Genomic DNA, 25,153 nt, shown 5'->3' with positions numbered 1-25,153 from the left:
GCTCCCTCTCGTTTTCCTGGACCCGGCCTCTGCCTCTCAGCGGGCTTCCGGCGTCCGGTCGTCCTCCGGCACCTTGCGCAGCGGCACGGCCGAGAGCCAGTCCTCCAGCGCTTCCAGGTCGATGGCCCCGCGCGTGCGCGCCGTGCCCTGGGCGAAGCCGCTGAAGCCGTCGCCGCCTTCGGCCAGGAAGTTCACCACGCTGACACGGTAGCTCTTGGCCGGGTCGAGCGGCTTGCCGTCCAGAGTGATGCCGGTGATCCGCGCACCGGAGGGGCGGCGCATGTCGAAGGCCACGCGCATGCCCTGGCTGGGTGCCAGGATCTGCTTGTCGCCGCTATCGTCCAGCCCCTGCTCCAGGGTCGCGCGGATCTGCGCGCCGGTCAGCGACATCGTGACGATCTCGTTGTTGAACGGCTCCACCGCGTAGATCTGGCCGAACGTCACGGTGCCGTCGGCAGCGGGGATCAGCGAGGTGCGGATGCCGAAGGGATTGAGGAAGGCGATCTGCGCGCCGGCCTTGCGGGTGGCGGCAAGCTGCGAATCCGCGATCAGGTTGCCCAGCGCGCCGCCCTTGCCGACGCCGTTTTCCTCTTCCTTGGCGAGCGGGCCGGAAAGACGGCCGACCGGACGTGCGACCAGATGCAGCGAAGCGTCCTTGTAGCGCTGGATATAAGCGGCCACGTCTTCCCGCGGCTGGAACCGGGGGAAGGCGTCGGAATTCGGGACTTCGCCCTTGGCCGACGTGTAGGCCGGCGACTGGACGATGAGATTGCTCGCCTGGCGGCCGAGCAGCTTGTGCGTCACCGGATCGAACCGCAGCGTGATGTCGGTCACCAGCTTGCCGTAGACGCCCGCGCTGGTCAGCAGGATCGGGCCGGTCCAGGCATTGGCGCCGTAGTCGCAGACATAGGCCCAATGCGTGTGGCCCGAGACGACCACGTCCACGCCGGGGTTCAGGCGATCGAGGATCGGCTGGATATCGCCGGTCATCTCGTTGCAGCCGTTGGGATCGGGCGTGCCCGCCGTGCGGCCGCCCTGGTGGATCAGCACGATCACGGCATCGGCGCCGGCAGCCTTGAGCTGGCCCGCCGCGCGGTTGATGGTATCCGCCTCGTCCGCGAACTTCAGCCCGGCCACCCGGTCGGGCGCGACGAGGGTGGGCACGGACTTGAGCGAGAGGCCGACGAAGCCGACGGTGATCCGGTCCTTGCCTTCTCCGAAAGTCTTCACGCCGGTGGCGGGGAACAGCGGAGACCCGTCGGCCAGGGTGGTGCTGGCGGCCAGGTACTTGTAATTGGCGCCTTTGAACGGCTCCAGCTGGCACGGCTGGAGGCGCGTGTTCTTCTCGCACCCGCCGTTCTGCAGGCGGCGCAGTTCCTGCCAGCCGCGGTCGAATTCGTGGTTGCCCACCGCGTTGAATTCCACGCCGACGCGGTTCATCACGCCGACGGCGGGCTCGTCGAGATAGAGCGAGGAGGCGAGCTGCGAGGCGCTGGTGAGGTCACCCGCGGCCACGACGACATTGTTGGCGTGACGGGCCTTGAGCGAATCCACGGCAGAGGCCAGCCAGGCGCCGCCGCCTGCGGGCACCGAGACTTCGTTGCCGTGGCCGTCGGGCGCGTCGACCGACTGGTTCGGCGGTTCGAGCGCGCCGTGGAAATCGTTGATCGCGATCACGCCGACTTCGATCGGCCCGGCCTGCCCGGACGAGGCTGCCGGAGAGGCGGGCTGGCGGGTTCCGGGCGTGGTGGCGCAGCCGGCGAGCAGGGCGGCCATCAGCGAGGTGGCCAGCAGCGGAAGGCTGCGGGTGAAGGGGAGAGTCATGGCAGCGTCCTATCGGATCGTTTCATGACGGGGCAATGGCTTTTCCTCTCCCGCAGAGCAGATTAGGCTTCATCCTCCAGCCCGTGCATGTCCTCGTCCGACAGGCCGAAATGATGGCCGACTTCATGCACCACCACATGAGTGACGAGGTCTTCCAACGTCACCCCCGTCTCGCACCATTCGGCCAGCAGCGGTTGCCGGTAGAGCGTGATGCGCGGGCGGAATTCTCCGGCGACCCAGACCGATTCCTCGTCGAGCGGGCGGCCGTGGTAAAGGCCGGTCAGTTCCCAGGCGTCCTCCAGCCCCACGGCATGGAGGGTTTCCTCGTCCGCGAATTCCTCGACGTGGACGGTGATGCCTTCGAGGTGCTGGGCGAAGGGCTCGGGAATGCGCGCGAAGGCGGCATGGGCGAGCGCCTCGAACACGGCGGGGCCGGGGGCATTGCCGAAACGGCCCGGGGTGGGAGAAGACATCGCGAGGCTACTCCTGTGCTGCCCCCGCCGCGACGATCCGCGCGATGCCTGCGGCGGTGGAGGGATGGTAGGTCGGCCGGGCTTCCTCGAAGAAGGCGCGCGCCTTCGGCTGGCCCCATTCGTCCTGCTTCATCAGGCCCTTGTAGAGCGGATAGACCAGCAACCCGCGCCCGATCTGCGAAAGGTAGCGGCGCAGGAAGGGGAGGGCAGGATCGTAGCGGTTGGCGATTGCCAGTTCGAACCAGGCCGACTGGATATAGGCATTTCCCGAAGCGGAAAGCCCCAGCGTCTTGTCCAGTTCGGCCAGGCGCGCAGGCGTCTGCCGGCGGTCGATGCCATTGAGGAAACGCAGCCATTCCTGCGTGGTCCAGCCCCTCGTCTCGACGGCGCTGGCCGGTCCGCCGCCATTGAAGGCCGCCAGCCGCGCGTCGACTTTCGCCAGCGTCTCGCTCCGCACATGGACCGCGTTGTCGGGAAGGCCCGCACCGTAGGACCAGCGGTCGAGCTGGAGCGAGAGTTCCAGCTCCGGCTGGCCCTTCAGCAGGCGTTCGCGCAAGTCGGCCAGGAAGCCCGCAGTGGTCTGGGGCTGGAAGGCGTGGCGGTCGAAATAGGAGGTGAGATAGGCGTCCCACTTCGCGCGGCCCACGGTATGCTCGATCATGCGCAGGAAGTTCGAGCCCTTGGTATAGTCCACCTCGCCCGCGCCGGGATCGCCGTGAAGACGAGTGACGGCGCCGGTCTGGCCGCCACCGGCCGCGATTTCGCGGCTCATCACGTCCCAGTCGAGGTCGGCATACGTGGCGGCCTGCTCCTTGCCATAGAGCGACTCCATGATCCGGTTCTCGAAGTAGGTGGTGAAGCCCTCGTTCAGCCAGGAGTCCGACCAGGTCGCATTGGTGACCAGGTTGCCCGACCAGGAATGCGCCAGTTCATGAGCGACGACGTCGGTGTTCGAACGGTCGCCCGTGACGATCGTGGGGGTCAGGAACGTGAGCATGGGATTTTCCATGCCGCCATAGGGGAAGGCCGGGGGCAGCAGCAGCATGTCGTAGCGGCCCCAGCGATACGGGCCGTAGAGCTTGCTGGCGGCGTCGATCATCTTCTCCACATCGACGAATTCCCTGGCCGCCTTGTCCAGCATCGGCGCCTCGGTCCAGACGCCGGAGCGGGGGCCGAGTGTCTTGAACTTCAGGTCGCCCACGGCGAAGGCGATGAGATAGGGCGGCACCGGCTTGTCCATGCGGAAGCGGAAGGCGCGCCGGCCGTCGGGGAGCAGTTCGCCCTTGTCGCCCGAGAGCTTTTCCGCGCTCATCACCGCCACGAGATCGCCGGGGACGCGCAAGGTGGCTTCCCAGGTCTGGCGGATGCCGGGGCTGTCCTGCGTCGGCACCCACGAGCGGTTGAGAATGGCCTGGCCCTGGCTGAACAGGAACGGTTTCTTCTTGCCGAAGGTCATTTCCGGCGGCAGCCATTGCAGCGCAGTCGCGCCCGGCATGGAGCGATAGGTTATACGGATCCGGCTGGCCCCGGCGAGTTCGACGGTCAGCGCCGAGCCGATGTCCGCATTGTCCGCGTCCTTGGGGCCGAGCGTCCACCGGAGCGGTTTGCCCGCCTCGTCGGTGATCGCGGAAATATCGAGATCCCGTGCATCGAGCACGATCCGGGTGGCGCCCGGCGCCGCCAGGATGTCCAGCACGGCGCTGCCGCCCAGCGTCTTCGTCGCGAAATCGACGTCCAGGTCCAGCGCCACATGGGTGACGCGGGCCACTTGCGGTTCGGCATGCGTCCACACGTCCTTCGCCTCGGGCGTGGTGAGGATCGGGGCGGGCGGCGTGCCGGCTCCCGTTACGGTCCCCGACGCCTTCATCGGTGCTCCGGCATCCGTGACGGTCTGGGCGAAAGCGGGGGCGGCGGTTCCGGCGAGCAGCGCGGCGACAAGAAGAATACGCATGGCCGCGACTTATGGTCACGCCCATGGCACTGTGCAAGCGAACCTGTCGTGCAAAGGCGCAAAGGCCGAACCTGCTAGAGTTTCTTGAGAACCCCGGTCACGGGAATGGCGATGCTCGATCCCCCGGTCACGGGATCGCCGTCGAAGCTGGCCTGGGTGCCGTCTTCGGCCGAGACGTTGACGATGCCGCCCGCCTGCGTGAAGGTCAGAGTGCCGCCGCCCAGAGTGGAGATCAGGACTTTGCCGTCCTTGCTGGACTTTATGGCGGCGGAGATGTCCTGCGGGGTCATGTAGCCGGTGAGCATGTGGTCCTTGAGCAGCGCCGCCAGTGCGGCGTGATCGTCGGCCTCGGTCAGTTGCTTGCCCGGATCGCCCAGCTTTGCGAAGGCGTCGTCCTCCGGGGCGATCAGGGTGTAGCTGGCCTTTTCCTGGAACACGCCCTCGATGCCGGTTTCCTTGAGCGCTTCGGCCACGGTCTGGAGGCCGGCGGCATTGTCGAGCGCCTGCGGCAGGGTCTCGGACACGGCGGCGGCCGCATCGGCGGTGGCGCTGGCCTGTCCCTCCGGGCTGTTCCTGTCGGAGCAGGCGGCCAGCGAGAGGCCGGCGGCGGCCAGCAGCGTGAGTGCGAGATCGGTCTTGCGCATGAATTCCCCTCCTGACGCCGTTCAGGCGATCAGTTCGATGGCGGCCCGCACCAGGCGTGTGGCGGGTTCGAGTTGGTAGATGTAGCCGTCGCTGTATCGGTAGAGTGCGTCAGGACCGTCGCGGTACTGGTCGCGGTAGCGGCCGGGGACATTGTAGACGTCGTAGCCGCCCGGCATGGGCTGGCCGATCCGGATCGTCTCGCCCAGCAGCAGGGCCGCTATGCCGGTGATGGTCGGGTCGGCAGCGGCCGCATCGCCCGCATTCACGCGGTAGATCGTGTTGTCGTAGTAGCGATAGGAGCCTTCGCCGCCGAGCCCGTAGTAGCGGGTGTAGTAGCCGGGCAGCGCGACAGGCCGGTAAGTGCCGGGCCATGCGCGGCCCACGGTCAGCGCGCCGCCGAGCAGCGGCGTGTAGCCGACCACGGCGCTGCTTCCGCCGGGGGCGCCGCCACTCGCTCCGCCCAGGCGCAGCAGGTAGCCTTCGCTGTAGCGATAGCGGGTGTCGTCATCGAAATCGCGGGAGAACCAGCGTGGGTCATGCCAGGCCTTTTCCGGCGGGTGTGTGCGGGGTGGCAGGTTGCAGCCCTGGTACTTGCCGGAGATGGCGGCCGGGCAACCCTCGATCGCCTGACCCCTGCCCGGGGCGGTCCAGCTCGCGTCCTGCCGGCCGGTGACCACTTTCACGCGGTCGTTGGTGGGGACGCGGAATTCGTGGCCGCGCCCGTCCCTGTAGCTAACCTGCCGGACATCGCCGCGCGGTGCGGGCGGGGTCAGGCCGGGATCGGCGCGGGTTTCATGCGGGCGACCCTCGGGCGAGTCGGCCGGCGGCGTGCTGCCGCGCTCCTTCGGCGGGACCTGAGGCCGATCGGCGCGCCGGGCTTCGGGATCCTGCTGGGCGGGACGGTTCCCCTCTGCGGGCCGATCACCTTGTGTGGGCGCACCGCGTTCCCGGTCGCCCCGGTCCTGCTCGCGGCGGGCCGCTTCCTGCTGGCGCTGCTCGCGCTGGGCGGTTTCGCGGTTCTGAGCCTCGGCATGCGGCGGGACGCGGTCGCCGCCCGTCTGACGCTCCGGCTGGGTGCGCCGTGCCTGTTCGGCATGCTGCTGCTCCGACCGCGGCTGGTCGCCCTGGGGACGGCTCTCGCCGGGCCGGTCCTGCGCCGCTTGCGCGCTTGCCGTGTGGCCGCCTGCGATGCCGATCGCCACGGAGGCGAGCAGGGCGGTTACCCCGGTGACTATCTTGCCGGTGCTTGGCTTGCGGGCACTGGGCCTGCGCGTACTGGGCCTGCGAGTCCTGGGCATCGCTGCTTCTCCTTTGCGGGGGCAACGCGGCGGGATGATAGCTGTTCCTGTCACGATTGTCGCCAAGCGTCGCGGCGGAACGTCGCGCGGCAGGAGCGGGCTGTCCGCCCCCGTTTCGCATTGAGTGCAAAGGTTCTTTTCGTGCGGGGCGAGGCGCGGTCGGTCGAGGGAGCCGGTCTCCGCCCGCGGCCGATTGGCTCGGACGGCCAACGAAAAGGGCGCCCGGATTGCTCCGGGCGCCCCACTCGGCGAACTGATGCTCCTTCCCCCCTTTCCGAAGAAACGGGAGGAAGGAAGCGCGATCAGGCGCTGTAGTACATGTCGAACTCGACGGCCGACGGCGTGGTTTCCCAACGCAGCACTTCCGGCCACTTCAGTTCGAGGTAGGATTCGATCTGGTCCACGGTGAACACGCCGCCTTCGAGAAGGAAGGCATGGTCGGCCTGGAGCGAGTCGAGCGCTTCACGCAGCGAACCGCAGACGGTCGGCACTTCGGCGAGTTCGGCCGGCGGCAGATCGTAGAGGTTCTTGTCCATGGCTTCGCCCGGGTGGATCTTGTTCTTGATCCCGTCGAGGCCGGCCATGAGCAGCGAGGCGTAGCAGAGGTAGGGGTTGGCCATCGCGTCGGGGAAGCGGAATTCCACGCGCTTTGCCTTGTCGCCCGCACCGTAGGGGATGCGGCACGAGGCCGAGCGGTTGCGGGCCGAGTAGGCCAGCAGAACCGGGGCTTCGTAGCCCGGCACCAGGCGCTTGTAGCTGTTGGTGGTCGGGTTGGTGAAGGCGTTCAGGGCCTTGGCGTGCTTGATGACGCCGCCGATGAAGTAGAGGCACATGTCGGAAAGACCGGCATAGCCGTTACCGGCGAACAGCGGGTTGCCCTTGTCCCAGATCGAGATGTGGGTGTGCATGCCCGAGCCGTTGTCCTTCATGATCGGCTTCGGCATGAACGTGGCGGTCTTGCCATAGGCCTGCGCGACCATGTGGACGACGTACTTGTAGATCTGCATGCGGTCGGCGGTGGTGACCAGCGTGCCGAAGGTCAGGCCGAGTTCGTGCTGGGCAGCCGCCACTTCGTGGTGGTGCTTGTCGCAGGGCAGGCCCATTTCGAGCATGGTGGTGACCATCTCGCCGCGGATGTCGACGGCCGAGTCGACCGGAGCGACCGGGAAATAGCCGCCCTTGGCGCGCGGACGGTGGGCCAGGTTGCCCGTGTCGTACGACTTGTCCGAGTTGCCCGGCAGTTCGATGTCGTCCAGCTTGAAGCCGTTGCCTTCGTAGCCGTCGTAGAACTTCACGTCGTCGAACATGAAGAATTCGGCTTCGGGGCCGACATAGACGGTGTCGCCGAAACCGGCCGACTTGACGAAGGCCTCGGCGCGCTTCGCGGTCGAGCGCGGATCGCGGGCGTAGAGGTCGCCGGTCGAGGGTTCCACGATGTCGCAGAACAGGATGAGCATCGGGGTGGCCGAGAACGGATCGACATAGACGGCGTCGAGGTCGGGCTTGAGGATCATGTCCGACTCGTTGATGGCCTTCCAGCCTTCGATCGACGAACCGTCGAACATCAGGCCGTCTTCCAGCTCGTCCTCGCCGAGGATCGAAGCGACCATGGTGAGGTGCTGCCACTTGCCCTTGGGGTCGGTGAAACGCAGGTCAACCCACTCGATCTCTTCGTCCTTGATCCTCTTGAGGACGTCCTTTGCACTAGCCATTAGAGTAGTCTCCAGTGATGCTCTTCCGATCCCGAAAGAGGCTTTGGTGTTGCATTGTCCACGGGAAGACCCGGCCCCCGCCGGTTCGTCCCGATCCGGCCCGGAGGATCATTTCGATCCTGCCGAAGCCGGGCAATCGAATTCCGGCACACGCCGGCTTGGATGCGACAGGCGGCGGGAAAGCCCGCCCTTCTGGTCCTGCGCTCTCGAAAATCCTTCGCGGGCGAAGCCTTTCTGCTTCCCGTGATTTACAGGGCGTCGTCGTCCCGCTCGCCGGTGCGGATGCGCACGGCGGTTTCGACCGGCACGACGAAGATCTTGCCGTCACCGATGCGTCCCGTTTGCGCGGCGTCGGCAATGGCTTCCACCACGCGTTCGGCCAGTGCGTCGGGAACAACCACTTCGAGCTTCACCTTGGGCAGGAAGTCGACGACGTATTCGGCGCCGCGATAGAGTTCGGTATGGCCCTTCTGGCGGCCGAAGCCCTTGGCTTCCGTGACGGTGATGCCCGAAACGCCAACTTCGTGCAGTGCTTCCTTCACTTCGTCCAGCTTGAACGGCTTGATGATAGCTTCGATCTTTTTCACGCCTGTGTTGACCCCTGCATGGTCCCGGATCTTTTTCCGAAGACAATTCCGGTCCGGGAACCAGATGCCTCGCGCGCGATTCCCATCAAGAATCGTGCCAATGCGGATGGCCCTCTCGTAGGCCAACTGTGCAGCCGCGAAAAGACCGTAATCTTGGCTTTCGACACCTCGAATGTGCAGAGTCATGCGGGTAACTACCCGGTTGGCGACATTATGTGTTCAAGATTCGGGCACACCCTGCCTCAAAATTGTGCACGCGTGCTGTGGGGGCGAGGGAAGGTTTGCTTCGAACCCGTCACCCCCTTGCTGGCCCCATGCGTACCTGCTCCGCGAGTGCAGCACCCACCTTCGTCATTGCGAGCGCAGCGAAGCAATCCAGGGCGGCGCGGCGCGACTCTGGATTGCTTCGCTGCGCTCGCAATGACGAAGAGGTGGGGAAAGCTGGAGGAACGCACGGGGGAAGGGGCACGGGAAGGGGCGGGTGAAAAGCGGGGCCTATAAGATAACGCAAGAAGGCGCCGGAAACCGCTGGGGCTTCCGGCGCCTTCTTTGCGCGGTCGACGTATTTGGGTTTAGAGTCTCAGCCCGGCGGTCTCGGGGAGGCCCGCCATGAGGTTGAGGTTCTGCACCGCAGCCCCGCTCGCGCCCTTGCCGAGATTGTCGAGCATGGCGACGAGGCGTGCCTGCGATCCGTCCTGCGCGCCGAGCACCCGCAGCGTCAGCGTGTCCACCGGCGCCATCGAGGCCCGCAGGAGCAGTTCGTCGGGCTGGTCGTCGATCACGGAGACGATCGTGCTGTCCGCATAGAAATCGGCCAGGGCGGCGCGAAGATCGGCCGGCGATCCCGCCTTGGGCATGGCGGACAAGTGCAGCGGCACTTCCACCAGCATGCCGCGGTGCGCGGGCACCACGGCCGGCGCGAAGATCGGTTCGATCGACAGGCCGACATGCGCCACCATCTCAGGCACATGCTTGTGGCCCAGCGCCAGGCCATAGGCGCGGAAGGCCACGTCGCGGTCTTCCTCGAAACGGGCGATCAGTGCCTTGCCGCCGCCGGAATAGCCCGAGACGGCGTGGCAGACGTAAGGCCAGTCGGCAGGCAGCAGCCCCGCCTTCACCAGCGGCGCGACCAGGCCGATGAAGCCCGTGGGATAGCAGCCGGGATTGCTGACGAAGCGGGCGGCTGCAACGGCGTCGCGGCCGATCACTTCGGGAAAGCCGTAAGTCCACTCGGGCGCGACGCGGTGCGCCGAGGACGCATCGATCACGCGGGTGGTCTCGTTGCGGATCATGCCCACGGCGGCCTTGGCGGCTTCGTCGGGCAGGCAGAGGATCACGAAGTCAGCCGCGTTCAGCGCTTCGGCGCGGGCCGTGTCGTCCTTGCGGCGCGCTTCATCGAGGACGATCAGTTCGAACTCGGCGCGGCCGGCAAGCCGTTCGGCGATCTCGAGGCCGGTGGTTCCGGCGGCGCCGTCGATGAAGACCGTCTTCGTCATCAGCTATGTGCCTTCAATGCGTCGAGCGCGACATAGCCGACCTGGCCGTCTTCGCCCAGCTGGCCCCAGGCCCAGTTGCCCGCCATGTCGAGCACGTTGAACGTGTCGCCAGAGGGCAGGTCGCGAATCGCTTCGGCATCGGCGCGGCTCATCACCCGCAGCACGGCGCCGTCCAGCACCACATGCGGCATCGGCACGGCATAGTGCGGCACGAAGTAGAGACCGGCCAGCTTGATGTGCGCCAGATCGCCGCGCACGGGAAGGCATCCGGGATCCGCGGTCACACTCGGTCCGGTCATGGCCAGCAGTCCATCGATCCGGGGAGGGCGGGTATAGGAATCCTCAGTGGCCAACGCGGGTGCTTCTCCAAATGCAAAGATGCGCGCGCTTAGCGGGGGCATGGCCAAGACGCAAGTTCAGCGGCCGTCGCCGGTGTAGCGCCGCTGCAACATCAGCCACGCCGCCCGCAGGCCGAGGGCGTCTCCACCCTTGGGACGGCCGGGCTTGGCGGCGGGACGCCAGGCGAACGTGTCGAAGTGGGCCCAGTCCATGCCCTTCGGCATGAAACGGTCCATGAACAACGCCGCCGTGCTGGCCCCGGCGAAGCCGCTGGAGCCGGCATTGTTGATGTCGGCAATGTCGGACTTCAGGTATTCGCGGTAGCCATCGTAGAGCGGCAGGCGCCAACAGGGATCGTCCACGGAAAGCCCGGCATCGAGAATGTCCTGCGCGGTCTTGTCATCGCGGGCGAACAGGGCGGGCAGGTCCGGGCCGACGGCGACGCGCGCGGCGCCGGTGAGCGTGGCGAAGTCGATCACCAGTTCAGGCTCCTTCTCGCCGGCGCGGGTCAGCGCGTCGCCCAGGATCAGGCGGCCTTCGGCATCGGTATTGCCGATTTCCACGGTGATGCCGGCGCGGCTGCGCAGCACGTCTCCCGGGCGGAAGGAATTGCCGGCGATGGCGTTCTCCACCGCCGGGATCACCAGATGCAGGCGTACCGGCAGGTTCGCGCCCATGATCAGGCGGGCGAGGGCAAGGGCGTGAGCGGCGCCGCCCATGTCCTTCTTCATCAGCAGCATTCCCGCGCCGGGCTTGATGTCGAGGCCCCCCGAATCGAAACAGACGCCCTTGCCGACGACGGCGATCCTGGGATGCTTGGGATCGCCCCATTCCAGCTCGATCAGGCGCGGTGCATGGGCACGGCCAGCCGCACGGCCTACGGCATGGACCATCGGGTATTCGCGCTCCAGCATCTCTCCGCGGGTGATCTTCACCTCCGCACGGAACGCCTTGGCGAGCGATTCCGCCTCGGTTTCGAGCTGGCCCGGGCCCATGTCCTCGGCCGGGGTATTGACGAGATCGCGGACCAGCTCGATCGCCTCGCCCTCGGCGATCATCGCGTCGATCGCCTTGACCTCGGTGGTCAGGAGAATGCGCGGACCTTCCTCGGACGGCTCGGAGCGGTAGCGGTCGAAACGGTATTGCCCGGCGATCCAGCCCAGCGCGGCTTTGCCGATCTCGGCCTTGGCGCCCTCGGCGCCGGCGCGGCGATAAGTGCCGGCAGGCAGGACATCGGCCAGCTTCGCCAGGCACCAGGTGGTGAGCCTGGCCGGATCGGATACGCCTGCGGCCACAAGCCAGCCGTCGCCATCGGGAAGGATCGCATGGCTTCCCGCATCGCCCACGAATTTCTGCGCTTCGAGCGCGGCGCGCTGCGAAACCGACAGGCCCTTGATGAATTGTTCCAGTCCATCCTTCTCCCCGTCCTTGGAAACGAGGTGGATGGCGACGGCCTTCTGGCCGCGATCGGGCTGAATCAATGCGTTCTTGTCGGTCATGGTCCCATTCTCTAGCCTTGCTGCGAGCATGAGCCGAGAGGAAAAATGATGCGATCTGGTGCCTGGTGTCTTGTCTCCGCTGCAACTGCGGCCCTGCTACTGAGCGGCTGCAAGGGCAAAAAGTCCGCTCCTGCCCCGTCGGAAACCGCATCGGCCGGGATTTCGGCCCAGGCCGAGAGCGCTACCGAAACGACGACGGAGACCAGCACCGAGGCCGGTGACGTCGTCGTGGGCGGCGGCCGCGCGGAGAAGACCGAGAACGATCTTTACGAATTCTCCTATTCCTATCCCGATGCCGCAGGCGCGATTCCAGGGCTCAAGGCCAATCTCGACCAGCAGCTCGACACGTCCCGCGCGGATCTGGTGAGCAGCGCCAGAGAAGGGCAGGCCGAAGCGAAGAAGAACGACTTCCCCTACCACACCTACAGCTACGGCGAGGACTGGAAGGTCGTGACCAGCCTGCCGGGGTGGCTCTCGCTGTCCTCGGAATCCTACGTCTATTCGGGCGGTGCTCACGGCATGACCGCTTTCGACGGGCTTCTCTGGGATCGCCATGCCGAAACCGCGCGCAAGCCGATCGACCTCTTCACCAGCAAGGAAGCCCTGTCCAAGGCGCTGCGCACCGCGTTCTGCGCGGCGCTCGACAAGGAGCGCGTCAAGCGCCGCGGCGGCCCGATCGACAAGAGCGACGAGATGTTCTCAGAATGCATCGATCCGGTGGAACAGGTGGTGATCCTGGGCTCGACCAACCGGCAGACGTTCGACCGCATCGGCCTGCTCGTGCCGCCCTACAACGCCGGTCCTTATGCCGAGGGCAGCTATGAAGTGACGGTGCCGGTGACGGGCGCGGTCATGGCCGCTCTCAAGCCGCAGTACCGATCCAGCTTCTCGGTGGCGAAATAGCAAGGCACGAAAGGCAATAGCGCGCGCTCACGCGTGATCTCGCATTTTGCGCGCGCAATTGTTATGTAGCCCTCATGACCGAATACCAGACCGTCGAACCCGGAAGCGAAACCGTCCTGCGCGACGGCACCATCAAGCTGCACGGCCCCGAGGGCTTCGAGGGCATGCGCAAGGCCGGCCGCCTTGCCGCCATGATCCTCGACGAGATCGCACCGATGGTGCAGCCGGGCGTGACCACGGCCGCCATCGACGACAAAGTGCGCGAACTTACGCTGGACGGCGGCGCCGTGCCCGCCACTCTGGGCTACCGCGGCTATGCCCATTCGTGCTGCATCTCGATCAACCATGTGGTCTGCCACGGAATTCCATCCGACAAGGCGATCAAGGACGGCGATATCGTCAATATCGACGTTACGCCGCTGCTGGACGGCTGGCACGGCGACACCAGCCGCATGTACCTGGCGGGCGATGTCTCGCTGAAGGCGCGTCGCCTGGTCGAGGTGACATACGAATGTCTGATGATCGGCATCGAGCAGGCCCGGCCCGGCAACCGCGTGGGTGACATCGGCGCGGCGATCCAGGCCTATGCCGAATCGTTCCGTTACGGCGTCGTCCGTGAATTCTGCGGCCACGGCCTCGGCCGCCTGTTCCACGACGCACCCGAAGTCGTGCATGCCGGCCGCCCCGGCACCGGGCCGCTGCTGAAGCCCGGCATGTTCATGACCATCGAACCGATGATCAACCTGGGCAAGCCGCCGGTAAAGCTGCTGTCCGACGGCTGGACGGCGGTGACGCGCGACAAGTCGCTGTCGGCGCAGTTCGAGCATTCGATCGGCATCACCGAAACCGGCTGCGAGATCTTCACCACCAGCCCCCAGGGTCTCCACAAGCCGCCCTACGCCTGACGAGTCATCGCCCCGGCGTACGCGCCCGGGCGTGACCTGACGTCTTCGCCATGACAGCCTCCTTTCCCGACACAGGGAAGGGAGAGCCATGGCCACCGCAGCATTCGATCTTACCGGCGGCGTCCCGGAAGAACGCGAGTTCGTCGTCGCGGAAAAGCCCGATGACGGGCTGCGCGATGCCGTGAACGTGTGGATCGAGGAGGAGAACGGCCTCTTCGCCATGCGGATCGGCGTCGAGGCGGTCGGCAATGCCTGGGACAGGCACGAATTCTGGCTCGACGTTGCCTTTGCCGATGGCCGCCTGCTCTCGAAACGCGGGGACGGAGCGGTTCATGCACCTTACGGTGCCGATGGCCGCCCGACCGTGCGCGGCACCGGCCCCGTCCGCTTCGAATGCGAGGACCCCTTTCGCCGCTGGACCGTCTCCTACCGGGGGCAGGCGGCGGAGACTTCGGCACAGGCCATAATCGACGATCCCGATTTCAAGGAAACCCGCTGGAGCGACCTGGAGATCGCGGCCGAAATGGACATGGCCGCGCCGCCCTGGGTGCCGGGATCGCTCCTGCCCGAAGCGGCCGCAGCGCTTGGCGGCGAGCAGGGCAGCTTCATGAGCCCGCGCTACGAGCAGCTCTTTCGCTGCAGCGGCACGCTCACCGTCGACGGCGTGGCCCGCCCGTTCAAGGGCAACGGGCTGCGCATTCGGCGCACCGGCTTTCGCGCTTTCGCCGGTTTCTGGGGCCATTGCTGGCAATCGGCGGTCTTTCCCGATGGCCGCGCCTTCGGCTTCAATATCTATCCCCCGCGCGAGGACGGCGAGCCGAACTATGCCGAGGGCTGGATCATCGATGCCGACGGTGTCCGCACCCCGGCGCGCCCGGTGGAAGTGCCGTGGCTGCGCCGCTTCGTCACCGGCGGCGAGGATGTGTCCTGCGTGCTCGAAACCGTCGACGGCCGCCGCGTGGCGATCGCGGGCACGACATTCGTCAATGTCCGTTCGCGCGGCGGGTTCGCCAAGCCGATGGATTGGCCCGCGGACTTCCCGCTCGTCCAGCAGAGCCACGCCTTCTATACGTGGGACGGGCAGAGCACGACCGGCATGATCGAGCGCTCCAGCAAGCCGAGTGTGATGGAGTCGTAGAGACGCATCAAGGCGGCGCGTTGCCGTCCTCGGCCGAGGGTTGCTGCCCCCGCGCTTCGCTCACGGCGGCGCGGCCTGCACCGGCTTGCTCAGAAGCGCGAGAAGCGAGATGCGGTTGAAGAACCACATCCGCTGCAATTCGAGGCCGCTGTATTTCCGCAAGGTATTGGCGAAAGTATAAGGCGTATACCAGACGTTGTGATCGGGGTGGACGGCTTCCAGGAACGTCTCGGTTTCGGCCACGTAGTCGAAATGGCGCGACCGGCACTGGAAGGCGTCAGGCACGGAAATGAGGAAGAGATTGGCGTCCACCGCCGCGATCTCACCGAGGAATGCCTCGACGTCCGCGACATGCTCCATGACTTCGGGAACGAGTACGACATCGTAGCTGTCCGTGACTTGCGCGAAGTCGGTGAACAGCCGTCCTGTCACGAACGGCCGCAGCTGTTCGAGCGCCTCGCCATGGGGATCGAGCCCATCGAGTTGCCGGCAATGCGCTTCAAGCTGGACATGAAGCGAGGTTCGCAGATCGGTAATCGGCCAGTCCGCGCAGCCCACATGCAGCACCCGTTGACCGGCGAGCAGGCTGGCGAGAACCTCCATCCTGCCGAGCGAGGCCAGTTCGGCGCCCACTTGCACGCGCTGCAGGAAGTACGGGGCGTGGATGCCTTCGAGCGGAGATGCGCGCGGCGGGGGTGATGGCGATGGCGTTGCCGGAGTGGGTGCTGTCACTGCCGGCGCCGATGAAGGCGCCGTTTCCGGGGGCTGCCGGGACTGGCTGGCCATGGCGCCGATGTCGGTCCTGTGCATGTCCTCGTAAGTGCGCAGGGTGGAGCCCCAGAGTTGATGGGCATAGACCGGGTCGCTGCCGCCATACGTCACGCCCGTGAAGTGGCGCGGGATGAACATGTGGCTCGGGTAGATGCGCAGCGGGGTATAGGCGAACTTGCGGTAGCAGTCGGTCAGGCGCTGCGGACCCACGGTTTTCCAGGCCATGTCGCCGATGACCGAGGGGCTGGCGGCGATGTCCTCGACGATTTGCCGCACGAAGCCATTGCCGGCCTCGCATCCGAAATAGCCGGCGGCGATCAGGCCGGGGCGGGCGATTTCGCTTTCCCAGCAGGCGAACGCCTCGCAGTCGAGCAGGGCTTCGTCGAGCGGGCGCAGGCAGATCGAATCGGCATCGAAAACCAGGCCGCCATGTTCGAGCAGGATTTCCCAGCGCATCATGTCTGCCACGCCGTTGAGTTCGCGCGGGGCCATCTGCCGCATGTGAGCCGCGTTCACCCAGTTGCGCCCGTCCAGTTCGGCATTGCCCCAGAGGCGGAACTGCCAATCGGGATGGGCAGCGCGCCAGGTCTCGATGCAATTGTCGGGGCGGCGGGCCTCATCGCCCACCCAGATGAAATGGAAGCTCTTCGGAATCATCAGGCGGCTCCCGGCGGAAAAGGGCGTTCCTGCCGAGAGCTAAAGCGATGCGGTGTATCAAGTCCGAAGGGGGGCTAGGGAATTGTCCCGAGAAGGACCGATCCGGGCCATGAGAGAAGCGGGTAAAGAAAGAAGTAGGCCTGCTCCGCGACATGCGAAGCAGGCCCATCCCCCACCGAGGGCGGGAGCATCAGCCGGAGCGGCACACAAAGTGCGGAAGCGGTGCCGCTCCGGGCGGGTGACCTCTGGGGGTTTCGAGGTCAGTCCCGCGGGATGATCCAGCGGATCGTCCCCAGGTAACTGCCGGAGGCCGCCTGGCCTTCGGCATTGGTGGCCGGTTCGAACCGGGCACGCCTGCTGACGTATTTGCAGGTGGCCTCGTCGAGGCCGGTGAAGCCGCTCGACGCGACGATGGCGCATTGGCTGACGCGCCCGCGCGCATCGATGTCGAGCCTGAAACGGACGCTGCCCTGGTGTTCGGCGCGCAAATCCGCGGTGGGGTAGTCCTGCGTGGTGACCCAGCCCGATGCGGCATTGCTGGGAAGCGCCCCGCGCGGCTGGAACCGGGCCGGGGTCTCGGTTGGCGTGGGCAGCGCCACCGCGACTCTCTCCGTGGGTTCGAAGGAACTGGGCGTGGCCGTGGGCACCGTGGTGGAGACCTGAACCGGATCCTGGGCAGGAAGCTGGATTCGCGGCGTCGGGGCGGTCAGCAGCGGCTGGTCCACGGGTCTATCGGGCTGTGCCTGGGGCTCGGGCGGAGGTGGAACCGGGATAGGTTCCAGCCTGATCTGGGTCGCTTCGGGGTTCTTCGGCGGATCACTCCTGAGCAGGGTGACCGCGAAACCGTTGACCAGGGCGAGAACGAGTCCACCCTGTATCAAGGCCACGATGCCGCCGGTGAGTGCCTTCTGGCTTCCGTTGGCCAGACTTTTTGTGGAATGTCGATCGACGTAGGACATCGGCAATCCTCTCCATGGGTGCACCGCGTTCTTGCGACGTCACGAGCTTGCGGTTGGTCGCAAGTCCGGTGCACTTCATGGAAAGAAGGCTATCACGAATCGAAACAATTCAAATAGAATTATACTAAGCACAACAAGCATTTAACATGTCTTGTTTATCATCTGCTTGCTTAGTTCTTACCGCACCGCAGCAATAGCCTTCTGGCGGCGGCGCTGCACCGAACTGCCCAGCCCGATGGCCTCGCGGTACTTGGCGACGGTGCGGCGGGCCAGTTCGAAGCCTTTGTCCTTCAGCAGGTCCACCAGGGCATCGTCGGACAGGATGGCTTTGGGATCTTCGGCGTCGACAAGGCGGCGGATGGCCGCCTTGACCGCCTCGGCCGAAGCCCCTTCGCCGCCGGTGGCGGCGACGCCCGAGGTGAAGAAGAACTTCAGTTCGTAAGTCCCGCGCGGACAGCTGAGATATTTGTTCGAGGTGACGCGGCTGACGGTCGATTCGTGCATGCCGATCGCCTCGGCCACGGTGCGCAAAGTCAGCGGCCTGAGCTGCGATATGCCGCCGCTGAAAAAGCCTTCCTGCTGCTTCACCAGTTCGCTGGCGACTTTCAGGATGGTCTTCTGCCGCTGGTCCAGCGCCTTGATCAGCCAGTTCGCATCCGCCAGCTTTTCCGAGAGCCAGGCGCGCGAGCCCTTGTCGGCGCATGTGCCTTTCAATTCCACGTAGTAGCTGCGGTTGACGATCAGGCGCGGCAGGCTGGCCTGGTTGACGGCGACATTCCAGCCGCCGTCGCTGCGCGGCGTGACGAGGATATCCGGGGTGACGGCAGCGCTGGGCTCGCCGCCGAAGCGCAGGCCGGGCTTCGGGTCGTAGCCGCGCAACTCGGACAGCATGTCGGCGAAATCCTCGTCATCCACGCCGCAGATGCGCTTGAGCCGGGCCAGTTCGCCGCGCGCGAGCAAGTCGAGATTGTCGATCAGCCGCGCCATCAGCGGGTCGAGGCGGTCGGCCTCCCGCGCCTGGAGAGCGATGCATTCGGACAGGGTTCGCGCGCCGACGCCGGTGGGATCGAGCGAATGGACGATGGCCAGTGCCGCCTCCGCCTCGGCCGGATCGACGGCGAGGTCTTCCGCGATTTCCGCGAGCGCGACCGGCAGGTAGCCCGCTTCGTCCAGTTGCCCGATCAGGTAGCGGGCGATCCCGGCCAGCAGAGGGTCGCCGGTGGCAGCGCCGACTTGCGCTTCGAGGTGCTCCACCAAGGTCGCTTCGCCCCGGCCGCGTTCCTCGATGGCGGGCAGTTCCTCGCCGCCGCCGAGGCGCAGGTCGGCGGACCATTCCCCGGTGTCGCGGTCGCGGTCGAGCGCGGAAGCGTCGATATCGAGCGGGCGGTCGTCCTCTCCCCGTCCTTCGCCGATGAGCCGGTCCACCGGCGATTCCTCAAGCGTGGTGCGGCGCGCTTCCTCGGGCACGTCGACGGTTTCGGAGGCCGATGCAGCCGGTTCGCCGCCCACGTCGAGCAGGGGGTTGGCCTCCAGCGTTTCGCCGATGAAGGTTTCCACTTCGAGGTTGGATAGCGCCAGCAGCTTGATCGCTTGCTGGAGCTGCGGGGTCATGACCAGCGACTGGCTTTGCCTGAGGTCCAGGCGCGGTCCCAGGGCCATGGCCTAGCGGGCCTGCGTGAGCGGGCCTTTCGACAGGCATGAGCCTGCCGCGAGGGTCACAGCGTGAAGCCTTCGCCGAGGTAAAGCCGGCGCACGTTTTCGTCCGCCACCAGGGCTTCGGGGCTGCCGGCGAACAGGACCTGGCCACCGTAGATGATGCAGGCACGGTCGACGATGTCGAGCGTCTCGCGCACGTTGTGGTCCGTGATGAGCACGCCGATGCCGCGCGTCTTGAGATCGCGCACGAGGTCGCGGATGTCGGAGATGGACAGCGGGTCGATGCCGGCGAACGGTTCGTCCAGCAGCATGATCGAGGGCTTGGCCGCCAGCGCGCGCGCGATTTCGCAGCGGCGGCGCTCGCCGCCCGAAAGCGCCATGGCCGGGCTGGAGCGCAGGCGGGTGAGGCCGAATTCGTCGAGCAGGCGTTCCAGCTCGCTGGCGCGGACGTTCTTGTCGGGCTCGTTGAGTTCGAGCACGGCGCCGATGTTCTGTTCCACCGTCAGGCCGCGGAAGATGGAGGTTTCCTGCGGCAGGTAACCGAGGCCGAGCACGGCGCGGCGGTACATCGGCAAGCGCGTCACGTCGACGCCGTCCATCAGGATGCGGCCCGAATCGGGGCGCACCAGGCCCATGATCGAATAGAAGCAGGTCGTCTTGCCGGCGCCGTTGGGGCCGAGCAGGCCGAGAACCTCTCCCTTGGCGACGGACAGCGAGATGTCGGTAAGCACCGCGCGCTTGTCGTAGCTCTTGGCGATCGAGATCACTTCGAGTCCGCCGGCTTCGGCGACGGTTGGCACGTGGTGGCCTGCACCTTGGCGGTCCGGCCCGGAGTCAGCCGGGTGCGGGGGGAGTTCGGTGGTTCCGGTCATGTTCAGAGCGGTTTACGCATGCCCCCGTTGCTCGGCAAGCGGGCAATTCCCGGATATGGAGGCAAATGGCAGGTTTCCTGCATGGTTCGGCGCATTTGCGGAACCGGGCAAGATTGTTGCGGGTTGTAGGGTAAACTTGAAATCCACGCGCTCAAGTGATCTAGTGGGTTCCAGGATAGATCAAAGGTCGCAGACAAGACGGGACAACCATGATGGACAGGATCGGCAAACAAGATACGGCGCCTCGCACCGGGATCCTGCCCCGGAACCGAACCCTGGATGCGCGCGGTTCCCTGCCCGATCCGCTTTCCGCATCGCGCGGCGGCCATCTTCCCGACAAGCCCGTGGCGCCCGAAGGCGGTTCCCTGCACGACTGGTCGAAAACCGACTGGCGCCGCAAGATGAGCGACAACATCGCCTATGCCCTGCTGGTCTACACCGCATTGCAGATTTTCGTGACGGTGGGCGCGCTCAAGGCCCACGGCGAATCGCTGCTGCCCTATCTTGCGCTGGTGATCCTGGTTGTCGCGATCATTCCGGCCTGCCGCCGGTTCGAGGCGCGCTGGAACCGGCTGGACGACGAGCAGGCCCACGATCCCGCGCTGGGCCCCTATTTTCGCCGCGACCGCATCCTCCTGTGGGTGCTGGCAATCGGGCTGCCTTTCGCGATTACCGGGCTGTTCAAGGGCCTTTCCATGCTGACGGCGTGAACGATCCTCACGCGAGATTTGCGCTCGGCCGCCGCGGAGTTTAGGGCTGCGCTCCCCCTGTGCCGGTATCGCGCCGGTCTCGCAGGGCATGGAGACCCGAAGAGATGCTCAGCCCCCAGGAAGCGCTCGACCGCGCCCAGGACCTCGCCGACCGTGCACGCAAGGCCGGCGCCGATGCCGCCGACGCCGTGTTCGGCGCCAGTTCGTCCGAGGGGATCCAGGTGCGCCTGGGCAATCTGGAAGATGTCGAAAGGTCCGAAAGCGAGCATATTTCCCTGCGCGTCTTCGTCGGCAGGCGTTCGGCCAGCATCGGATCCTCCGATCTTTCCCCCCAGGCGCTCGACGAACTCGCCGCCCGAGCCTTGTCCATGGCCAAGGCAGCGCCCGAAGACGCTTTCGCGGGGCTGGCGCCTGAAGACCTGCTGACCCGCGCGCCCTGGCCCGAACTCGACCTGCTGGACCCGGCCGAGCCCAGCCCGCAGGCGCTGCGCGCCGCCGCGCTGGAGGCGGAGGAAGCCGCCCGCGCGATTGCCGGCGTTTCCAACTCCGATGGCGCCACAGCCAGCGCCGGCAGCGGTGTCTTCGCGCTCGCCACCAGCCATGGCTTTGCCGGCGCCTATGGCTCCACCAGCCACTCGGTCAGCGTGTCGATCGTGGCGGGAGAAGGTTCGGCCAAGCAGCGCGACTATGCCTGGCGCTCGGCACATCACCGCGAGGATCTGCCGCCGCCCGCCGAGATCGGCGCGCTGGCCGGCGAACGCGCGGTGGCCCGCCTCAATCCGGGGCGCATGGCCAGCGGGCCGATGCCGGTCGTCTTCGACCCCCGGGTCGGCGGCTCGCTGATCGGTCATCTCACGGGCGCCATTTCCGGCAGCGCCATCGCGCGCCGCTCCAGCTTCCTGCTCGACCGCCTGGAAGAGCAGATCTTCGCGCCGGGCATCGTCCTGGTGGAGGAACCTCACACGCGGCGCGGCCTGCGTTCGCGCCCGTTCGACGGCGAGGGACTGGCCACGCGGACGCGCAACCTGGTGGAAGACGGCCGCCTCACCGGCTGGCTGCTGGACAGCGCCTCGGCCCGCCAGCTCGGCCTTGCGCCGACCGGCCATGCCGCGCGCGGCGGTGGCGGGGCGCCGGGCGTCTCGGTGGGCAACCTGCATCTCCAGCCCGGCACGGCGACGCCCGAAGCGCTGATGGCGGACATCGAGGACGGCGTCTACATCACCGAACTGATCGGCCACGGCGTCAACGGCGTGACCGGCGATTACAGCCGGGGCGCTTCGGGCTTCCGCATCATTAGCGGTCAGATCGCAGGACCGATCGCGGAGTTCACGGTGGCGGGCAACCTGCTGGCGATGTTCGCGGGCCTCAGCGCCGCCAACGACCTGGAATGGCACCGCGCCATCAACGTGCCGACCTTGCGCGTCGACGGGATGACCATCGCTGGAGATTGAGCGGGCCGCAGGGCGTTTTCCCGTCGCGCGCAACTGGCCTGGCTAGGCGTCCCGATCCTTGCGGATGTGGATTTCGCGCTGGGGGAAGGGCATCTGGATGCCTTCCTTGCCGAACCGCTGGGCAATCGTGAAGCGGAGCTGCGAGGCGATCGCGGAACCATCCGTCGCATCGGGCACGAAGACGAGCAGGCGCAAGTTGACGGCGCTTTCCGCGAAGCCGTCCAGCGTCACCGTGGGCGCGGGCGATTGCAGCACGCCCGCATGGGTGGCGGCGATGTCGAGCAGGACGATGCGCACGTTCTCCAGGTCCGAGCCGTAGGCCACGTTCACCGGCACCACCACGCGGGCCAGAGCCGCGCCCAGGCTCAGGTTCTTGACGCTGCCGGTGATGAGCTGGGAATTGGGTATGATGATCTGGTGGCGGTCGAAGCTCTCCAGATGGGTGGACCGCACCGAGACCTTGCGCACGATGCCCGAGAAATTCCCGACCTCGATCCAGTCGCCCTCGCGGATCGGCCGTTCGACCAGCAGGATGATCCCGCTCGTGAAGTTCTCGACGGTGGACTGGAGGCCAAAGCCCAGCCCGACCGAAAGCGCCCCGGCCACGAACGTCAGGCTCGACAGGTCCAGCCCGGTACTGGCGATGGCGAGCACGGTGGCGAGGACGACGCCGACATAGCCGATCATCGTCACGATCGAGGCCTGCGAGCCGCGGTCCAGCCCGAACTGCGGCAGTACCGTCAGGTCCAGCACGCGCTTGAGCCAGCGGGTGATCGCGTAACCGCCCAGGAAAACGAAGAAGAAGGTCAGCACGTCTCCGGCAGAGAGGTTGACGCGGCCGATGGTCACGCCGCTGCGCAGCGCCACGATGCCGTCGCCGATCTCGCGGCTGTTGTAGCCCCAGGTCACGGCCAGCAGCGGCAGCGTGCCGAGCGTGAGCAGCAGTCCCGTCACCATCGGGATGATGTGCAGGGTGCGGTGATAACGCTTGAGCCGGCCCTGGGCGAGCATGTCCAGCACGGCGGAGATCAGGCGGTGGAGGAAGATGGCGATGGCGATGATGGCGATGGAGGCAACGACGTCGGAAAAGATCTCGCGCGCGAGCACGATGTAACCGATCGCGGCGGCGCTCACGCTGCCGATCACCAGGAGCTTCAGGACACGGCTGAACGGGGCGGCGAAATCGAGGGCATCGCCTACGGTGTGCTTTTCGTGCGCCTCTTCCTGACGGCCGTCGCGCAGCAGGTTGGCCAGGGTCCAGATCAACCCGCCACCACCAATCAGCAGCAGGGCGGAGATCAGGTCGATCACGGTGCCGGAGGCGAAGCCGCCCTGTTCCAGCCCCTCCACCACGGCCTCCAGCGCCATGACGATGCCGATCCAGCGGACGGTCGAGACGCCCTTGTCCACCAGTTCCGGCCGCAATTGCACCAGTCGCAGTTCCGTGAAGGGGGATCGCAGCGTGCTGCGGCCCAGCCAGTGGGCGATGGCGACCATCAGCGCCGCCAGCACCAGCAGCACGCTCAGCGTGACCAGCGCGGGCATGGCCATGAACGGCTTCAGGACGAGGACGAATGCACCGATGGTGCAGCCGATGCCGAAGAACAGCACGATCGCGCCGGTCACGTCCTCCAGCACGACGAGAGGCAGGCGGCTTGAAAGCTGCTGGCTGGTGGGAATGCGCTTTTCCAGCGCGCGGCTGCCCGCGCGCAAGGCCCAGGTGGAGGCGAACGGCCCAAGCAGCACCAGCGCCGCGGCGCCCAGCAGGCGGCCGACCAGGCCGCCGAAGCCTTCCCTGGCGTAGGCCGCGGCCACATTGTGAGCCACCAGGCTCATGCCGCGCGACACGTCCCAGGCAAAATCCACCCACAGCCGCGGGTCCAGCACCGAGCGGGCCCGCTCCCCCTTGCGCAGGCGTTCGATGGTAGAGATCCGGTTGTCGAGATCGGTCACCAACGTTGCCGCGCGCGCCTGCGCCTCTCGGGCGCGCAGCACCGGAGCGAGCGCTACGGAGAGCTTTGCGTCCAGTGCCTTGCGCTGCTGGGTAATGGCCGAGGCCTCGGTCTTGCCGGTTTCGGGCAGCGGGCCGAGGGCGTTGATCTGGGCCTGGATGATCCGCGCGTCCAGGTTGCTGCGATCGGCCAGTTCGCGCGCCAGGTCTCGGTCGGCGGCCAGACGGTCGCGCAGCAGGTTGAGCTTGTGCACTTCGTCGTAGTCGAAGCGGCTGGGGGGCTTGCGCAGGATGGCCTTGGCGCTGGCGGCATCGTTCTCGAAGCCGGCCGTGAGGGCGGGGTCGGAGGCGTCGTCGGCTTTGGGCGGCGGAGGGGGCGCGTCCTTCTGGCGCACGGCGGGGACGGCCGAGGCCAGCACTTCCGGGACGGAAGGGTGCTGCGGCGGCGCGGCACCGACGAGACAGCAGGCTGCGGCCAGCGCCATGCAGATGCGCGCCAACCAGGCTCGGCCCTGTCTGCGGTCGGTACCGAAAGTGCGGGATGTCACGCCGGGCGGCTCAGAGCGGCGCGAGTTCGAAGATGCCGCCATCCATCTTGAGGGCAAGGAACAAGTGGCCGCCGCGCAAAGTATAGCTGGCCACGTCGGGCAAGCGGGCGGCAAGGGTCTGGCCGATGTCCGGCTGCGGGCAGAGCGCGCGCGTGGAGGCGACTGGACCGATCGACAGGGTGCCGCCTTCGCCGCTGGGCGCCGCCGTGTAAGTGGCGCGCCCGCGATTGCAGTCCAGCTGCATCCCCAGCGCGCCGTCGGCGGCGAACTCCAGGGTATAGCTTCGCCCCTCGCCCGGCGTACTGGTGCCCTGGGCGTCATCCGAGGACTGGAACTGCACGAGCTTCCAGGAGGTGCCTGCCAGAACGGCGGGGCTGGCGGAAGGCGTGGGTGCCGGGCCTGTAGACGGCGGCGGGGCGCCGTCCGCCGCGCAGCCGGCGAGCGTGGCCAGCCCGGTCGCCAGGGCAAGGGCCAGGGCGGCGGTTGGGGCGGTAACGGCGGTAAACCTGTTCATTGCCTGGCTCCCGGTGCTGTTGCGGTCAGTTGGTAAGGCCGATGTTCCAGCGAATGCCCAGACGGCCGACGAAGCCCCGGTAGTCGCGGGTCGGCACGTTGGAATCGATATGGGTATAGCCTGCAAAGCCATAAAACGAGAAGCGCTTGTCGATCGCGTGTTCCAGCCCGCCCGGAACGTCTTGCGGTTCGGGGGCGGCTGTTGATCGGAAACTTCCGTGCCGATTCCGGTTTGTACCAGGCGCGCGGGCCCCGGAAGAAGGCTTAGGAGAGCAGCGCGCGCCGCTCCGGGGTC

The 25,153-nt window shown here is 66.8% G+C and carries 21 protein-coding genes; 5 read left to right on the top strand and 16 right to left on the bottom strand.

Annotated features, from left to right (window positions below):
• Window positions 1-36 precede the first annotated feature (36 nt).
• From AB4Z00_RS03920 to AB4Z00_RS03875, 10 genes are all read right to left on the bottom strand, one after another.
• Window positions 37-1,824, bottom strand: a complete 1,788-nt coding sequence (locus tag AB4Z00_RS03920; protein ID WP_442045002.1) for a 5'-nucleotidase C-terminal domain-containing protein — start codon at window positions 1,822-1,824, stop codon at window positions 37-39.
• 62 nt (window positions 1,825-1,886) lie between these two features.
• The gene (locus AB4Z00_RS03915) at window positions 1,887-2,297 is read right to left on the bottom strand and encodes a metallopeptidase family protein (protein ID WP_134094659.1); all 411 of its coding nucleotides are present in this window, start codon (window positions 2,295-2,297) and stop codon (window positions 1,887-1,889) included.
• A gap of 7 nt (window positions 2,298-2,304) precedes the next feature.
• Complete coding sequence (locus tag AB4Z00_RS03910) at window positions 2,305-4,248, bottom strand: M1 family metallopeptidase (RefSeq protein WP_442045001.1); 1,944 nt, start codon at window positions 4,246-4,248, stop codon at window positions 2,305-2,307.
• A 74-nt stretch (window positions 4,249-4,322) separates the two neighbouring features.
• Window positions 4,323-4,892, bottom strand: coding sequence for a fasciclin domain-containing protein (locus tag AB4Z00_RS03905; protein WP_431566783.1), 570 nt, complete (start codon window positions 4,890-4,892; stop codon window positions 4,323-4,325).
• Between the two features lie 21 nt (window positions 4,893-4,913).
• Window positions 4,914-6,191, bottom strand: coding sequence for a hypothetical protein (locus tag AB4Z00_RS03900; RefSeq protein WP_442045000.1), 1,278 nt, complete (start codon window positions 6,189-6,191; stop codon window positions 4,914-4,916).
• Window positions 6,192-6,493: 302 nt separating this feature from the next.
• Window positions 6,494-7,903, bottom strand: a complete 1,410-nt coding sequence (gene glnA, locus AB4Z00_RS03895; protein WP_132264777.1) for a type I glutamate--ammonia ligase — start codon at window positions 7,901-7,903, stop codon at window positions 6,494-6,496.
• A 248-nt stretch (window positions 7,904-8,151) separates the two neighbouring features.
• Window positions 8,152-8,490, bottom strand: a complete 339-nt coding sequence (locus AB4Z00_RS03890) for a P-II family nitrogen regulator (RefSeq protein WP_008832116.1) — start codon at window positions 8,488-8,490, stop codon at window positions 8,152-8,154.
• A 572-nt stretch (window positions 8,491-9,062) separates the two neighbouring features.
• Window positions 9,063-9,986: an N-acetyl-gamma-glutamyl-phosphate reductase gene (gene argC, locus AB4Z00_RS03885; RefSeq protein ID WP_442044999.1), complete on the bottom strand. Its 924-nt coding sequence runs from the start codon at window positions 9,984-9,986 to the stop codon at window positions 9,063-9,065.
• Window positions 9,986-10,285 (bottom strand): SH3 domain-containing protein, encoded by a 300-nt coding sequence (locus AB4Z00_RS03880; protein WP_134094654.1) that lies wholly within the window; start codon window positions 10,283-10,285, stop codon window positions 9,986-9,988. Before AB4Z00_RS03880 ends, argC begins: the two co-directional genes overlap by 1 nt.
• Before the next feature lie 117 nt (window positions 10,286-10,402).
• Entirely contained in the window at window positions 10,403-11,824 is a 1,422-nt protein-coding gene (locus tag AB4Z00_RS03875) for a leucyl aminopeptidase family protein (RefSeq protein ID WP_442044998.1), read from the bottom strand.
• Between the two features lie 45 nt (window positions 11,825-11,869).
• On the opposite strand from AB4Z00_RS03875, the gene AB4Z00_RS03870 reads away from it, so the two are divergent.
• The 3 genes from AB4Z00_RS03870 to AB4Z00_RS03860 all read left to right on the top strand — a co-directional run bounded on the left by AB4Z00_RS03870 (window position 11,870) and on the right by AB4Z00_RS03860 (window position 14,770).
• Complete coding sequence (locus AB4Z00_RS03870; RefSeq protein ID WP_442044997.1) at window positions 11,870-12,727, top strand: DUF4163 domain-containing protein; 858 nt, start codon at window positions 11,870-11,872, stop codon at window positions 12,725-12,727.
• A gap of 74 nt (window positions 12,728-12,801) precedes the next feature.
• Window positions 12,802-13,632, top strand: a complete 831-nt coding sequence (gene map / locus AB4Z00_RS03865) for a type I methionyl aminopeptidase (protein ID WP_134094651.1) — start codon at window positions 12,802-12,804, stop codon at window positions 13,630-13,632.
• Between the two features lie 88 nt (window positions 13,633-13,720).
• Entirely contained in the window at window positions 13,721-14,770 is a 1,050-nt protein-coding gene (locus AB4Z00_RS03860; RefSeq protein WP_442044996.1) for a hypothetical protein, read from the top strand.
• Window positions 14,771-14,830: 60 nt separating this feature from the next.
• On the opposite strand, the gene AB4Z00_RS03855 is transcribed toward AB4Z00_RS03860, so the two are convergent.
• The 4 genes from AB4Z00_RS03855 to lptB all read right to left on the bottom strand — a co-directional run bounded on the left by AB4Z00_RS03855 (window position 14,831) and on the right by lptB (window position 19,685).
• Complete coding sequence (locus tag AB4Z00_RS03855; RefSeq protein WP_442044995.1) at window positions 14,831-16,198, bottom strand: glycosyltransferase; 1,368 nt, start codon at window positions 16,196-16,198, stop codon at window positions 14,831-14,833.
• 260 nt (window positions 16,199-16,458) lie between these two features.
• Window positions 16,459-17,157 carry an energy transducer TonB gene (locus AB4Z00_RS03850; protein WP_442044994.1) on the bottom strand — a complete coding sequence of 233 codons (699 nt, stop codon included), beginning with the start codon at window positions 17,155-17,157 and terminating at the stop codon, window positions 16,459-16,461.
• Between the two features lie 177 nt (window positions 17,158-17,334).
• Entirely contained in the window at window positions 17,335-18,816 is a 1,482-nt protein-coding gene (rpoN, locus tag AB4Z00_RS03845; RefSeq protein ID WP_442044993.1) for an RNA polymerase factor sigma-54, read from the bottom strand.
• A gap of 56 nt (window positions 18,817-18,872) precedes the next feature.
• Window positions 18,873-19,685, bottom strand: coding sequence for an LPS export ABC transporter ATP-binding protein (gene lptB / locus AB4Z00_RS03840; protein ID WP_243654152.1), 813 nt, complete (start codon window positions 19,683-19,685; stop codon window positions 18,873-18,875).
• Between the two features lie 209 nt (window positions 19,686-19,894).
• On the opposite strand from lptB, the gene AB4Z00_RS03835 reads away from it, so the two are divergent.
• Entirely contained in the window at window positions 19,895-20,395 is a 501-nt protein-coding gene (locus tag AB4Z00_RS03835) for a hypothetical protein (protein ID WP_442044992.1), read from the top strand.
• Between the two features lie 104 nt (window positions 20,396-20,499).
• Window positions 20,500-21,846 carry a TldD/PmbA family protein gene (locus AB4Z00_RS03830; protein WP_442044991.1) on the top strand — a complete coding sequence of 449 codons (1,347 nt, stop codon included), beginning with the start codon at window positions 20,500-20,502 and terminating at the stop codon, window positions 21,844-21,846.
• 42 nt (window positions 21,847-21,888) lie between these two features.
• Here the strand turns inward: AB4Z00_RS03830 and AB4Z00_RS03825 are convergent, their stop codons facing one another.
• Both AB4Z00_RS03825 and AB4Z00_RS03820 read right to left on the bottom strand, forming a co-directional pair.
• Window positions 21,889-24,345 (bottom strand): mechanosensitive ion channel family protein, encoded by a 2,457-nt coding sequence (locus AB4Z00_RS03825; RefSeq protein ID WP_442044990.1) that lies wholly within the window; start codon window positions 24,343-24,345, stop codon window positions 21,889-21,891.
• Between the two features lie 10 nt (window positions 24,346-24,355).
• Window positions 24,356-24,859 carry an META domain-containing protein gene (locus tag AB4Z00_RS03820; RefSeq protein ID WP_442044989.1) on the bottom strand — a complete coding sequence of 168 codons (504 nt, stop codon included), beginning with the start codon at window positions 24,857-24,859 and terminating at the stop codon, window positions 24,356-24,358.
• Window positions 24,860-25,153: the final 294 nt, after the last annotated feature.

This window comes from Novosphingobium sp. YAF33 (genome assembly GCF_052113265.1).
Lineage (GTDB): Bacteria > Pseudomonadota > Alphaproteobacteria > Sphingomonadales > Sphingomonadaceae > Novosphingobium.
This window is presented reverse-complemented; position numbering and strand designations above follow the sequence as displayed.

Coding starts and splice junctions, on each gene's coding strand:
- AB4Z00_RS03920 (WP_442045002.1), bottom strand. CDS start 1,824: ATGACTCTCCCCTTCACCCGCAGCCTTCCGCTGCTGGCCACCTCGCTG.
- AB4Z00_RS03915 (WP_134094659.1), bottom strand. CDS start 2,297: ATGTCTTCTCCCACCCCGGGCCGTTTCGGCAATGCCCCCGGCCCCGCC.
- AB4Z00_RS03910 (WP_442045001.1), bottom strand. CDS start 4,248: ATGCGTATTCTTCTTGTCGCCGCGCTGCTCGCCGGAACCGCCGCCCCC.
- AB4Z00_RS03905 (WP_431566783.1), bottom strand. CDS start 4,892: ATGCGCAAGACCGATCTCGCACTCACGCTGCTGGCCGCCGCCGGCCTC.
- AB4Z00_RS03900 (WP_442045000.1), bottom strand. CDS start 6,191: ATGCCCAGGACTCGCAGGCCCAGTACGCGCAGGCCCAGTGCCCGCAAG.
- glnA (WP_132264777.1), bottom strand. CDS start 7,903: ATGGCTAGTGCAAAGGACGTCCTCAAGAGGATCAAGGACGAAGAGATC.
- argC (WP_442044999.1), bottom strand. CDS start 9,986: ATGACGAAGACGGTCTTCATCGACGGCGCCGCCGGAACCACCGGCCTC.
- AB4Z00_RS03880 (WP_134094654.1), bottom strand. CDS start 10,285: ATGACCGGACCGAGTGTGACCGCGGATCCCGGATGCCTTCCCGTGCGC.
- AB4Z00_RS03875 (WP_442044998.1), bottom strand. CDS start 11,824: ATGACCGACAAGAACGCATTGATTCAGCCCGATCGCGGCCAGAAGGCC.
- AB4Z00_RS03870 (WP_442044997.1), top strand. CDS start 11,870: ATGATGCGATCTGGTGCCTGGTGTCTTGTCTCCGCTGCAACTGCGGCC.
- map (WP_134094651.1), top strand. CDS start 12,802: ATGACCGAATACCAGACCGTCGAACCCGGAAGCGAAACCGTCCTGCGC.
- AB4Z00_RS03860 (WP_442044996.1), top strand. CDS start 13,721: ATGGCCACCGCAGCATTCGATCTTACCGGCGGCGTCCCGGAAGAACGC.
- AB4Z00_RS03855 (WP_442044995.1), bottom strand. CDS start 16,198: ATGATTCCGAAGAGCTTCCATTTCATCTGGGTGGGCGATGAGGCCCGC.
- AB4Z00_RS03850 (WP_442044994.1), bottom strand. CDS start 17,157: ATGTCCTACGTCGATCGACATTCCACAAAAAGTCTGGCCAACGGAAGC.
- rpoN (WP_442044993.1), bottom strand. CDS start 18,816: ATGGCCCTGGGACCGCGCCTGGACCTCAGGCAAAGCCAGTCGCTGGTC.
- lptB (WP_243654152.1), bottom strand. CDS start 19,685: ATGACCGGAACCACCGAACTCCCCCCGCACCCGGCTGACTCCGGGCCG.
- AB4Z00_RS03835 (WP_442044992.1), top strand. CDS start 19,895: ATGATGGACAGGATCGGCAAACAAGATACGGCGCCTCGCACCGGGATC.
- AB4Z00_RS03830 (WP_442044991.1), top strand. CDS start 20,500: ATGCTCAGCCCCCAGGAAGCGCTCGACCGCGCCCAGGACCTCGCCGAC.
- AB4Z00_RS03820 (WP_442044989.1), bottom strand. CDS start 24,859: ATGAACAGGTTTACCGCCGTTACCGCCCCAACCGCCGCCCTGGCCCTT.